This is a genomic window from Sphingopyxis sp. 550A, assembly GCF_053569535.1.
Genome location: NZ_CM131615.1, coordinates 116,485 through 129,008, shown reverse-complemented (window position 1 = coordinate 129,008; position 12,524 = coordinate 116,485). Strand labels below are relative to the sequence as shown.

General features: G+C 66.3%; 8 protein-coding genes. 3 read left to right on the top strand and 5 right to left on the bottom strand.

The features are described from left to right. The first annotated feature begins 175 nt into the window (after positions 1–175). Positions 176–1,579: an EF-hand domain-containing protein gene (locus ACVENA_RS00620; protein ID WP_449327215.1), complete on the top strand. Its 1,404-nt coding sequence runs from the start codon at positions 176–178 to the stop codon at positions 1,577–1,579. A gap of 90 nt (positions 1,580–1,669) precedes the next feature. Here ACVENA_RS00620 and ACVENA_RS00615 read toward each other — a convergent pair whose 3' ends face one another. The 4 genes from ACVENA_RS00615 to ACVENA_RS00600 form a co-directional block, all read right to left on the bottom strand. Then, entirely contained in the window at positions 1,670–2,815 is a 1,146-nt protein-coding gene (locus tag ACVENA_RS00615) for an NAD(P)/FAD-dependent oxidoreductase (protein ID WP_449327214.1), read from the bottom strand. A 63-nt stretch (positions 2,816–2,878) separates the two neighbouring features. Beyond that, entirely contained in the window at positions 2,879–4,306 is a 1,428-nt protein-coding gene (locus ACVENA_RS00610; RefSeq protein ID WP_449327213.1) for a CapA family protein, read from the bottom strand. Positions 4,307–4,372: 66 nt separating this feature from the next. Beyond that, positions 4,373–5,866, bottom strand: coding sequence for an ATP-binding protein (locus ACVENA_RS00605; protein ID WP_449327212.1), 1,494 nt, complete (start codon positions 5,864–5,866; stop codon positions 4,373–4,375). 4 nt (positions 5,867–5,870) lie between these two features. Then, positions 5,871–6,536: a response regulator gene (locus ACVENA_RS00600; protein WP_297665803.1), complete on the bottom strand. Its 666-nt coding sequence runs from the start codon at positions 6,534–6,536 to the stop codon at positions 5,871–5,873. Between the two features lie 211 nt (positions 6,537–6,747). Here ACVENA_RS00600 and ACVENA_RS00595 point away from each other — a divergent pair, with 211 nt between their 5' ends. Both ACVENA_RS00595 and ACVENA_RS00590 read left to right on the top strand, forming a co-directional pair. After that, entirely contained in the window at positions 6,748–8,373 is a 1,626-nt protein-coding gene (locus ACVENA_RS00595) for a serine hydrolase domain-containing protein (RefSeq protein WP_449327211.1), read from the top strand. A gap of 42 nt (positions 8,374–8,415) precedes the next feature. After that, on the top strand, positions 8,416–11,085 hold the full coding sequence (locus ACVENA_RS00590; protein ID WP_257547414.1) for a TonB-dependent receptor plug domain-containing protein: 2,670 nt from the start codon (positions 8,416–8,418) through the stop codon (positions 11,083–11,085). Between the two features lie 103 nt (positions 11,086–11,188). Here ACVENA_RS00590 and ACVENA_RS00585 read toward each other — a convergent pair whose 3' ends face one another. Continuing rightward, positions 11,189–12,466 (bottom strand): M20/M25/M40 family metallo-hydrolase, encoded by a 1,278-nt coding sequence (locus ACVENA_RS00585; RefSeq protein WP_257547412.1) that lies wholly within the window; start codon positions 12,464–12,466, stop codon positions 11,189–11,191. Positions 12,467–12,524 lie beyond the last annotated feature (58 nt).

Below are 12,524 nucleotides of genomic sequence, written 5' to 3'. Positions count from 1 at the left end.
CTGCCGGCCGGCACAGTATATATTAACTGGTCGCGCTCTATTTTCGGTCCGATAGCAACAGGCTGGGCGAACGATGCGGCAACCGAACAGCGCGATTCTTGCGGCCCTATGGCTCGCGTCATCCACCAGTTCGGTCGCGGAAGCTCAGCAGGCTGCGGTTGATGGCATGCCGGCCGTGCTGATCGAACCGCTTCGCGAAGGAGCCAAGATCGAAAACTATGTCGCGGAGATGGTTCGGCTGGTCCGGTCGGTCGATCGAGCGGACGATGGTCTCGATGCCGACGACATAAGGTTCGAGATGGCCGAGCGCGCGGCCCGCACCCGCGCTGGCGAGATTCAGCGTGTCCTGACCCACGATTTCGATGGCGACTTCCGGGTCACGCGCGAAGAGGTCGAATGGGCTGCGCTGGGCCGGAATCAGTCGCGAAGCCACGAGACGAAAGAGATGTTTCGCCGCTTCGACGGCAATCGCGACGGCGCCATCACGCTTCAGGAAATTGCCGCGGGGGTGCGCGATCGAGGACCGACCCGGCAGCTCGACGATCTGCTCGCGCTCGATCCCGATGGTGACGCCAAACTCAGCGCAAAGGAACTGCGTTTACTCGCGCAGGCTCTATTCGAGGCGCTCGACAAGGATGGCGACGGCGAGTTGTCGAAGGCCGAGTTCTCGGCGATCGAGGCGCAGTGGAAAGAAGCGCGCCTGTTGCGCCACGCCGCGACCTGCCCCTTGCCGCCGGTGCCCGCCAACGCAAAGCTGGTCCTTTACGGCAGCAACGATGCACAGGCGCTCTCGTCGGTCGCGATCGGCGGGAACGACAAGGCAACCACGCTCCTCGATGTTGCCATCGAGCCGGGAAGCGAGCAGCTCTACCTGATACTGGTTTCCCGCCAATCGATGCTGTGGCGCCTCAGCGGAGAAACGCGCCGCGTCGCCCATGTCGTCGTCTCGTCATCGAGCGCCGCCGAAAGCGATGTTTCGGCATCAGGCGTTGTCGGAATGCCCCAATCGAAGGTCACGATTTCACGGTCCGATTGCCCGGAAGCCTTCGGAACCATGAGTTACAGCGAGCCGGAAAAGGCACGCGCGTCCATTCAGATATCGTTGCGACGTCCGCCGGATGTCATTCTTTCCAGCCCCAAGGCGCAACGTCTGTCGCTGCCTTCGGGCGACGTGATCCGCGCGGATGAACGGGAAACGCCGGTTGCCAGCGGCTTCGATCCCGAGATGTGGAAACAGGCGCTGCAAAGCTGGGAGGCGGGAGTCGTCACCATAAATCCGCGCGACGTCATCGCACGGACTTCGGTCGAATCCTATCAGGTCATGCCGGGTACAATGGGTCTCGCTCAATTGATCGGATCGGGCACATTGGTCAGGGAAGCTTCCGATCGATACCGGCTCGTTCGGCCAATTCCGCATTTCCCGATCAACTTGAACGGAGGCCAGTCCTTCACGCTCGTGATAGCGAAAGGCGTGCCGGTCCCGGCGGGAGAGCCCGGCTATATCTGCCTGATATCCGAAGAGACCGGCGAGCCGCTGACCCGATACTGCAGACCGCCGGCTGTGCAAGCGACGCAATAGCCCGAGCGGGCCGGGTATCGCCAGAGGCAGACTGCCCGAGGCAATCCTCGCGCCTTCAGCGACAGAAGGGAGCCGAACCCGTGCGGGCGTTCACCCTGCCGGGTTGCCGCGTTGGAGGCGCTCCACGGCAAGATCGGACCGATCGACGCCCCAATCCGCCAGACCGGCGGGCCAGTCGCCACCCGTGATCAGCGCCTCCGTGGCGGCAGCCATCGCAGGAGCGGTCTGCAGACCATAGCCGCCCTGACCCGCCAGCCAGAAGAAACCTTCCGCATCGGGCGCGAAGCCGGCGACCGGAACGCGGTCGTGCGTGAAGGTGCGCAGCCCCGCCCAGCTATGGCTGATCCGCCGGACGGCGAGCGAGGTATAATGTTCGACCTTCGCCGCCGCGAGCGCGATGTCATAGTCCTCCGGCTGGGCGTCGGTCGGCTCGCTCGGAACCTCGTCGACGGGACAGGCGAGCAGCCGCCCCGATTCGGGCAGCATGTAGAAATCGTCGACCGCGGTCTTGGTGAACGGCCAGTCGCCGATCTCCTGATCCGGCGGAGCATCGAAAACGATGATCGTCCGGCGCAGCGGGCGGAGGCCGAGCGGCGCGACGCCCGCCAGGCGCGCGACTTCGTCGCACCAGGCGCCCGCCGCGTTGACGAGGACGGGAGCCGCGAACCGGTCGCCGGCCGTGGTGGTCGCGACCCAATCCCTCCCTTCGCGCGCGACCGCGACGACGCGGGCACCCGCAATCGACTTGCCACCCGCGCGCTTGATCGCGGCGCGATAATCCTGCTGCAGCGCTTCGCTGTCGAGGCGGCGAGCGGTCCGGTCGAGCACGGCGGCGACGATCCCGTCACCCCCGCACCGCAGGACCGGAACGATGCCCCGCACGGCATCGGCGTCGAGGCGTTCGAGCCCGTCGCTATAGGGTCGCATCTCCACCTCGAGTTCGTCGAGCCCCGCGAGCATCTCCGGCGGCGCGATGAACAGCGCGGGAGACGAGCGCGACAGCGCGGTGCCGTTCGCGCCCACGGTTTCGAAATGGGGGCGACTGAACGCCGTCATGCCGCGCACGACCGATTTGCCAATGCCGAAATGATAATAGGTCGCGCTCCGGCCGCTCGAATGATAGCCGAAGCTGTCCTCGGCCTCGAGCAGGAGGGTTCGGCCGTGCGGTGCGAGCCGCGCGGCCGCCGATACGCCGGCGATGCCGCCGCCCACGATCAGAAAATCGGCTGTCTGCAATTCCTGCTCCTTTTCGACCGCCCAGCGTTTGCCGGCGGCTATAGCGGCTTCAACCGCCCCCTCCTAGTTCGCGGCGATGCGGATGATGCCGACGCCCTTCACGATGTCGATGCGCGTGCCGAAAGGCTCCGACAATCGCTGGAGCCGTTCGAGAATGCGGGCGCCGGTTGCCGCGTCCGCCATGTGCGGCACCCCGCGCGCCGCACCGGTCGCGGTGACGCCGAGGTCGATCGGATAGAGGCGCACCTCGGTCAGCCGTCCGTCGCGAAAATGGGTGGTCGCAATCACAGATTCATAAAGATTGGGATCGGAAAAGCTCTTCGCGTTGCGCGCCTGAAGCAGCTCGGGGGTCGTGACGCTGCCCGGCGTGACACCGAACTGGTCGAACATATCGGCGGGCACGTCGTCGAGCGAATTGTTCATCATCGCGAAGTTGCCGAGCGAATAGAAGATCGGCTTGCCCTTGTAGATCTCGATGCCGCGAAGCTGGTGCGGCCCGTGCCCCATATAGACGTCGGCGCCCGCGTCGATGATCTGGTGGGCGAGGCCGGGCGCGAAGTCGGCGGGGGTCTGGCTGGCGTTGCCGGGTTCGTGATTGTGCAGCGAAAAAACGACGAAATTTCCGTTCTGCCTGGCCTGCCGCACCGCGAGCAGATTGGCGGCGAGATCCTTCGGGTTGAGGTCATAGCCGATCGTCATCGGGGTCGTCGGCGCCTCGACCGCGCGAAAGTCCCGGCCCTTGATTCGCACCGGCGCGCCCGGCTTCGTGCCGGTGATACGGGCCAGCACCGCGAGGTCGGCCTCGGATAGCTGTCCGACCTCGGTGCTGCGGATCGTATTGGCGCCGGGGCGGCCGGGCACGCGGCCCAGCGGATCGGCCGCGGGCGTCATGGGCGTGAAGGTGGTCGTCGCCGAGACCAGCGCGACGCGCCCCTGCGGTCCGTCATAATAAGCGGGCGCGCGCGCTTCAGCCATCGTGCGGCCGGTTCCGGCGCGCACCAGATGCGCGGCATCGAGCAGCTTCAGCGTCTCGATCATCCCTTCGACGCCCCAGTCGGTCGCGTGGTTGTTGGCGTGGCCGACGATGTCGATCCCCATGGCGGCGACCTCCTTCGGCACGCCCGGATCGGCGAGCATCCAGGTGCCGCCCGATTCGGCCTGCGGCGATCCCTTGAAGGTCGCGAGGTCGAGCGCGGTCGTCTCGAAATTGCCGAAGGTCACGTCGGCGCCGCGCAGAATGCGGAGCATATCGGGCGCCTGCTTTTCGAGCGTCGCCAGCATCGGGCGCAGATAGATGAGGTCGCCGACGGCGGCGAGACTGAAATCGCCCGCGATCGGCGTGCTGGGGACCGGCGTGGTTTCGAGCGTTTCGCCGCCGCGCGGCTGGGCCTGAACCGAAAGCCCGGTCAGCGCGATCGCGGCGGATCCGGTGAGCGCCAGAAGGCGCAGCGCCCCGGAGCGGGCAAAGGGACGGGCGAAATGGATCGACATGCTGATGCTCCCCTGATGTGAAGCGACAGCAAATAGGCGGCGGCGCTGACACCAACCTGTCACAGGTCAATCGGCGCGGAGAAATCGCACCGTCACGCACAGCCCCCGCCCCGTCCGGCCATCGGCCAGCTCGATCTCCGCGCCCATGCGCTGCGCCAGCGCGCGCGCGATCGGCAGGCCCAGGCCGGTCCCCGGCGGCTGGCCGCGTCCCTGGATGCGATAGAAGCGATCCCACACCTTCTCGCGCTCCTGTTCGGGAATGCCGGGGCCGTCGTCGTCGATCTCGACCAGCGGTCCGCCAGCACCGTTCGTCAGGCGGACCGAGACCATCCCGCCCGGACGGCTGTAGCGTATCGCATTGTCGAGCAGATTGCCGATCAGTTCGGCGGCAAGCGTCGGCTGGCCCATCGCCATCACCGGACCCTCGCCCTCCTTTTCATAGCTGATGACCCGATCGGCCGAAGCCTGCGCCGCGCGCTCGCCGGTCACGCCGGCGGCGATGTCGGCAAGGTCGAACGGCTGCACCGATATCGTCCCCTGATCCTCGCTCCGCGCGAGCGCGATCAACTGGCGCAGCAATTGCTCGAGCGTGTCGAGGGCGTGAGGAATGTCGGTCAGCGCCGCCTGGCCCTGCCGCGATTGAGGGCCATAGCGTTCGAGCACGTCGAGCTGCACGCGCGCGACCGCCAGCGGCGTGCGCATCTGGTGCGAAGCGTTCGAGGTGAATTGGCGCAGCGATTCGCTCGCGCGCTCCAGCCGCGCCATCAACCCGTTGAACGCGGCGACGAAGGGGCGGATTTCGGTCGGGGTCGCTTCGTCCGCGTCGAGCCGGACCGAGGGAGAGGCCGCGCGCCGGGCCGCCTCGACCTGTCCGGTCAGCGTGGCGAGCGGGCGCAGACCCCAACGGATCGCCAGCCAGAACAGCAGGCCGGTGACGACCAGCGCCGTCAGCCCGATCATCAGAACCTGGTGCAGGAAGGCGCGTTCGTGCGCCAGCCGATCGTCGACATAATCGGCGATCTGGATCGCGATCAGTCGGTCGTCGCCATGCGCGCGGCGGATTTCCATCGCGATCCGCGCGGGCTTTCCGTGCAATGTTCCGTCGCGCAGATAGGCGGCCTGCGTCACCTCGCGCGCGTCGGCGGGGTCGAGATAGCCGCGTATCAGTTCGGTCCGGCGATAGGCGTTCGTAAAGGTGGTCGGCGGGTGACGGTCGATCGTGCCGTCGCCGACCGGGCTATAGTCGGCGGGCGGGCGCAGCGCCGCATCGCCCGCAATCAGCCGATCGCCGCGCCAGACGCTATAGTGGACGACCGGCCGCGCGCGCCGTTTCAGCAGGTGAACCGCGAGCGGCACCAGCCGCTCGCGGTCGCTCGCCGGGCTGTTGTAGGCGAGGCTCAGGGTGCGCACCGATCCGATCAGCACCCGGTCGACCGTATCGGCCTCATTGTTGCGCGCGACCAGCGTCGTGATGATACCGAAGAACAGCACGAGCGCGGTGAGCGGTAGGAGGACCGCGGCGGTCAGGCGAAAGCGCAGCGAAGGGGGCAGGCGGCGCATCGGTTCAATCGGTCTCGATCATATAGCCGAGCCCGCGGACGGTGCGAATCGCTGGACCCGACGGCTGCAGCTTGCGGCGCAGGCGGCCGACATAGACTTCGAGCGCGTTCGGCGTGACCGCATCCTCGAAATTGAAGACTTCGGCGGCCAGCCTTTCTTTCGGAATCACCTTGCCCGGCCGCCCCATCAGCGTTTCGAGCACCGCCAGTTCGCGGCGGCGGAGGTCGATGATCCGGCCTTCGAGCGATACGGTACGGCTCGACCGGTCGAACGACAGCGCGCCGATCCGCAGCACCGGGTCGGCCGTGCCCTGGCTGCGCCGGACGAGCGCGCGCAGGCGCGATTCGAGTTCGCGCGGACTGAACGGCTTGGCCATATAGTCGTCGGCGCCGCGGTCGAGGCCGGTAACGCGGTCGTCGATCATGTCGCGCGCGGTCAGGATCAGGATCGGCGTCGCGACCCCCCGCGCGCGCAGCGCCCCCAGCACGTCCAGCCCGTCGATGTCGGGCAGCCCCAGGTCGAGGACGATGGCGCTATAGGGTTCGCGGTCGGCAAGCTGCAGCGCGTCCTCGCCATTCGCCAGACAATCGACCGCAAAGCCGGCCGCTTCCAGCGACGCGGCCATGCCGCGCGACAATCGCTCGTCGTCCTCCACCAACAGCACGCGCATGACCCGATCCCGCTTCGCCTCCTCGTCTTTCCACCGGAAATTACAGCCTGCCTCTATCCAGGCATATGGAAATGTCACGCTTGAGGCCGATAATTTTCCATTCCTTGCGCCAAAGCCGCGCATCCGCATCCGGTGTCAGCTTCGTGACAGCGATCCCCGGTAAGGCGGCCGCATTCGCGCCTTGCCCGCCGCGCCGACGGAGAATCGGAACATGAAGATCAACCTGCCCCAGCTCGCGGGAGCGACCTTGTCCTTATGGGCCGCAGCGCCATCGGCCGCGGCCGCGCCGGCGGCGAGTCCCGACGCCGCCGGCGCACGACTCGACGCGCTCTTCGCGCGCTGGGCGCATGACGATACCCCGGGCTGTTCGATCGCGATTTCGCGGAACGGACAGCCGATCGCGATGCGAAGCTATGGCATGGCCAGCCTCGAACTCGGCGTTCCGGCCACCGTCGACAGCATCTACGAGGCGGGATCGGATTCGAAGCAGTTCACCGCCGCCGCGATCCTGATGCTGGTGCGCGAGGGCAAGATGTCGCTGGACGACGACGTCCGCAAATATCTTCCCGAATTGCCCGCTTATGCCGCGCCGGTGACGATCGCGCACATGCTGCACCACACCAGCGGCCTGCGCGATTGGGGATCGGTCGCGGCGATCGAGGGATGGCCGCGCAATTCGCGCACCGCGAACAACGACGATGTGCTGAAAATCGCCGCGCGCCAGACCGAGCTCAATTTCGCGCCGGGCAGCCATTATCTCTATAGCAACAGCAATTACAATCTGCTGGCGATCGTCGTCGACCGGGTCAGCGGGCAATCGCTCGCCGATTTCACCCGCGACCGCATCTTCGCGCCGCTCGGCATGACCAGCACGCGCTGGCGCGACGATCATGGCGACATCGTGCTCGGCCGCACCGGTGCCTATGAATATGAGGACGGCGTCTGGCGCAACGAGCAGGTGATCGAGGACGCCTATGGCAACGGCGGTCTGCTCACCACCGTCGGCGATCTCGTCAAATGGCAGGCGGCGCTCGACAGCGATGCCTTCGGGCCGGGCTTCACCGCCCAGATGCAGCAGACGACGAAACTCAATGACGGCACGCCGATCGCCTATGCGCTCGCGCTGGTGAACCTCGACCATCGCGGCGAGCAGGAGGTCAGCCATTCGGGCTCGACCGGCGGCTATCGCGCCTGGATGGCGCGTTATCCGGCTCAGCGGCTCGCCGTGTCGCTGCTCTGCAATGCGGGCGATGCCGATACGCCGGTGCTCGGGCGCGCCGCCGCCGACATCTTCCTGCCGGACGAAAGCGCCGAACCGGCCTATGCGCCGCGGGGTGCCGCGCCGACCGGTCTCTATGCCGATGGCGTCAGCGGTGCGCCGCTGCGCTTCGAGGCCGACGGCAAGGGCGGCTTGCGCGCCGATGGCCGCGCGCTCGTTCCGGTCGGCCCCGGCCGCTGGATGCTGCGCGAGGATGTTTTCGCCTTCGGCACGAAGGGCGCGCTGGTCCGCGAAACGCGCGAGGGAGAAAAAATCCCCTATCGCAAGGTCGACGCCGTGACCGCGGCCGATCCCGCGCCTTATGCCGGGCGCTTCTGCTCGGCCGACACCGGAACCTGTCTCAGCTTTCAGGCGCGCGGCGGCCAGCTTGTCTACAGCGGCCCGCGCTGGGCCGACCAGATGCTGACGCCGGCCTATCGCGACGTGTTCACCGGCGACGCCGCGCCGCGCGCCTCGCGCGTCGTCGTCAAGTTCCAGCGCGACGCCGCGGGCGCCGTCACCGCGCTCCGCTTTGGCGAGAACCGCGCCTTCGACCTGCTTTTCACGCGAGCGGACTGACCGCCGATTTCATTCAACGCCATTCAAAAAAGGGGAATATCCATGCGTAACGATCGGACCGGGCTGAAAAGCCTGTTGAGGAGCGGCAGCGCCGCGATGGGCCTGATGCTCGCGCTGGCCTATAGCGGCGCGGCGGCGGCGCAGGAGGCTGGCGACGAAGCCGACACCGGGGATTCGGCGATCGTCGTCACCGGCTCGCGCATCGACCGCAAGGGCTTCGATGCGCCGACCCCGACCACCGTGGTCGGCGAATCCGAACTGGCGCAGGGCGCGCGCCCTAGCATCGCTCAGGTGCTGAACGACCTGCCGCAGTTCCGCGCGACCGTGTCGCCGAACAGCACCAACGCCAACACCAACTCCAGCACCTCGGCGATGGACCTTCGCGGCCTCGGCGCCACCCGTACGCTGACCTTGCTCAACAACCGCCGCTTCAACGGCGCGTCGGACCTCAACAGCATCCCGCAGGATATGGTGAAACGGGTCGAGATCGTCACCGGCGGCGCGAGCGCGGCCTGGGGTTCGGGCGCGATCGGCGGCGTCGTCAACATCATCCTCGACGACAATCTGACCGGCCTGAAGCTCGGCGTCCAGAACGGCATGTCGACGCGCGGCGACGGCTATCGCTACAGCATCAACGGCAGCTTCGGCACCGAATTCGCCGGCGGCCGCGGCCATTTCATGATCGGCGGCGAATATCAGAACGACAACGGCATTCTCAGCCGTAACGCACGCAAGAATGTCGGCAGCGCCGACCTGTTCACGCCCGCGGGCAGCGACGAACAGATCCTGGTGCGCGACGTCAACCCGGCCAACACGGGCCTCGACGGCCTGATCACCACCGGCGCGCTCAAGGGCATGACCTTCGCCGCCGACGGCTCGCTGCGCCCCTATCAATACGGCAGCATGATCAATCAGGACGGAACGCTGATGGTCGGCGGCGAAGGCCGCGGCATCGGCGACCAGAAGTCGCTCGCCAATCCCTATCAGCGCGTGAACAGCTATGCCCGCGCGAGCTTCGAGGTCGGCGATGCGACGTTCTGGATCGACGGCCTCTATAGCCGCATCTGGGCCAAATATCCCTTCTATGCCGAATATGGCAATTACACGCTGAAGGCCTCGAACCCCTATCTCGACGGCATCCGCAGCCAGCTCGGCGCGGGAGAGACGACGGTCAAGATCGGCCGCGTCTTCGAAGATTACGGCATGCGCACCTTCGATTATTACCGCCAGAACGTCGAAGGCGGCATCGGTGTCGACGGCAGCTTCGCCGACGGAGCATGGCGCTATTCGGCCTATTACAACCATGGCGAACTGCGCAACATGCAGAGCTATCACAACCAGATCGTCGGCTCGAAGATGACCGAGGCGCTCGACGCGGTCCGCGTCGGCGACAGCATCGTCTGCGCGGTCGCGCTGACCGATCCGACCACCGCCTGCCGTCCGCTGAACATCCTCGGCGCGGGCCGTGCCGATCCCGCCGCGATCGACTATGTGTTCGGCGACCTCGCCAAGGTCGTCTACACGACCAAGCTCGACAGCATGGGCGCCAGCCTGCGCGGCGACCTCTTCTCGACCTGGGCCGGCCCGGTCTCGGTCGCGTTCGGCGGCGAGGCGCGCTGGGAAAAGCAGGTGACGAACAGCATCGACCCGATTTCGACGGCGCGCGGGTTCAGCCGCTTCAACTTCTCGCCGCTCGACGGCGGCTTCAACGTGCAGGAAGGCTTCGGCGAAGTCGCGGTGCCGCTGCTCGACCAGCCGTTCAGCAAGCTCGATTTCAGCGCCGCCGCCCGCTACAGCCATTACAGCACCAGCGGCGGCATCTGGTCGTGGAAGCTCGGCGCCACCGACCGCATCTTCGACAATCTGCTGCTGCGCGTGTCGCGCTCGCGCGACATTCGTTCGGGCAGCCTGGCCGAACTGTTCACGACGCGCACGACCACCTTCTCGACCGTGTCGGAAGATGGTCAGACCTATAGCGTCACGCGCTACGGCGGCGGCAACCCCAACCTGAAGCCCGAAGTCGGCAGCACGCTGACGATCGGGGCGGTCTTTACCCCGACCTTCCTGCCGGGCTTCAATCTCGCGGTCGATTATTTCGACATCAAGCTGCGCGACGCGATCACCTCGCCGAACGCCCAGGACGTCATCACCGCGTGCGGCAACGGCAACCAGAACGCCTGCTCGCAGATCACGCGCGACGGCCAGGGCCGCCCGACCGAGATCAACTCGACCTATCTGAACCTGGCGCAGTACAAGACCAGCGGCGTCGACATCGAGGCGAGCTATCAGCAGCCGGTCGGCGGCGGTACGCTTCGCCTGCGCGCACTGGCGACCTATGTGTCGAAGGTCGTGATCGACGACGGCATCTCGGTCATCGATCGCGCCGGCGACGTCGGCGACGTCACCTTCGGCACGCCGCACTGGCGCGGGACCGGCAGCGTTACCTACGGCAGCGATAACGCGAGCTTCACGGCGCGCGTCCGCTATGTCGGCGGCGGAGAATATAACCATCTGCTGAACATCGCGAACAACGACACCTCGGCCCGGGTCTATGTCGACCTCAACGCGCAGGTGAATGTCGACGAGCGCTTCACGCTCTTCGCCAACGTCAACAATCTGTTCGATCGCGATCCGCCGTTGAGCCCGGCGGGATCGATCCATTATGACTCGATCGGCAGCTATGTGACGGTCGGTGCCAAGCTCCGCCTCTGATCGCCCCCGGATCATAGGCAAGGAAAAGGGCGGGCATCGCACGATGCCCGCCCTTTTTTTCGTCCCCCTCCGGCGCGAGGACCGAAGGGGAAGCCTTATCGGATCATTGGACGCCCGCGGTCGCGAGCAGGATGCCGAGGCCGACGCTGGCGCCGTGCACGCTTTTCGTCTTTTCGACGTCGATCCACTCGTCGAGCGAATGGCCGCGTTCGGCATGTCCGCCCGAACCGATCGTGATCGCGGGGATGCCGAGGCTCATCGGGATATTGGAATCGGTCGAGGAATAGGAGGCGATGGGGGTCAGGCCCTTGGCGCGGATGATCGCTTCGGCGTTGCGAACGACCTCGGCGGTCGCGGGCGTCTGCCCCGCCGGGCGATCGCCGATCAGCTTGACGTCGGCGGTCACCGGCCCCTCCTTGATCGACCGCGCGGCATTCTCGTCCGCGACGCTCTTTTTGACGATCGCGAGGAAAGCCTGCTCGACCTTGGCGAGTTCCTCCGGATTCTCCGAACGCATGTCGAATTCCATGAAGACCTCGTTCGGGATCGAATTGACCGAGGTGCCGCCGCCCGTGACGCTGGCGGAATAGGTGGTCTTGGGCTTGGCGGGCACCGGAATCCTGTAGAAATCGACGACCGTCTGGCTCATCGCGACCATCGGATTGACGAGGCCGAAGGCGCCATAGCTGTGCCCGCCCGGTCCCTTGTAGGTGATGCGGTAGCGCCGCGATCCGACGCCGCCGGTGACGATGCGCGCCGGATCGGTGCCGTCCATCGAGATGAAGGTCTTGATACGGTCCTTATATTTGCCCTTGGCCATCATATAGCGGACGCCGCGCAGGTCGCCGGGGCCTTCCTCGCCGACATTGCCGACGAAGACGATGTCCTGCCGCACCTTGACGCCGCTTTCCTTCATCGCCCGCGCATAGGCGAGCAGAACCGCCAGGCTGCGCGTATCGTCGCCGATGCCCGGGGCGTGAAGCTGCGTGCCTTCGCGGCGAACCTTGATCGGCGTGCCTTCGGGAAAAACCGTGTCGAGATGGGCCGCGATCATCACGACCGGACCGCCCGCGGGCCCGGTGCCGCGATAGACACCCGTGACATTGCCTTCCGGATCGATTTCGACATCGCTCAGCCCCGCATCCAGCAGCATATCGCGATAGGCGGCTGCGCGCGCGGCTTCCTTGAACGGCGGCGCTGGGATTTCGGTGAGTTTGACGATCTCCGCCACGAGGCGATCATGATCGCGGTCCAGAATTTTGGCCGACTCTTCATAAGCTTTCGCCTTCAAGACCGCTTCCGGCCTTGATGGGTCCGCCGCCATGGCGACATGGGGCAAGGACAGGATCGCGGCCAGAGGAACGAGAGCGGTGCGTCGCATGAAAAGCCTTTCGCTGAGGAGATTGCCTCTGTCTCTGAAGGGCTTGCGAAAAGCGTGT

What these genes read in the sequence shown, in the direction of transcription:
- ACVENA_RS00610 (WP_449327213.1), bottom strand. Translation starts at nt 4,306, where the DNA reads ATGTCGATCCATTTCGCCCGTCCCTTTGCCCGCTCCGGGGCGCTGCGC.
- ACVENA_RS00605 (WP_449327212.1), bottom strand. Translation starts at nt 5,866, where the DNA reads ATGCGCCGCCTGCCCCCTTCGCTGCGCTTTCGCCTGACCGCCGCGGTC.
- ACVENA_RS00600 (WP_297665803.1), bottom strand. Translation starts at nt 6,536, where the DNA reads ATGCGCGTGCTGTTGGTGGAGGACGACGAGCGATTGTCGCGCGGCATG.
- ACVENA_RS00595 (WP_449327211.1), top strand. Translation starts at nt 6,748, where the DNA reads ATGAAGATCAACCTGCCCCAGCTCGCGGGAGCGACCTTGTCCTTATGG.
- ACVENA_RS00590 (WP_257547414.1), top strand. Translation starts at nt 8,416, where the DNA reads ATGCGTAACGATCGGACCGGGCTGAAAAGCCTGTTGAGGAGCGGCAGC.
- ACVENA_RS00585 (WP_257547412.1), bottom strand. Translation starts at nt 12,466, where the DNA reads ATGCGACGCACCGCTCTCGTTCCTCTGGCCGCGATCCTGTCCTTGCCC.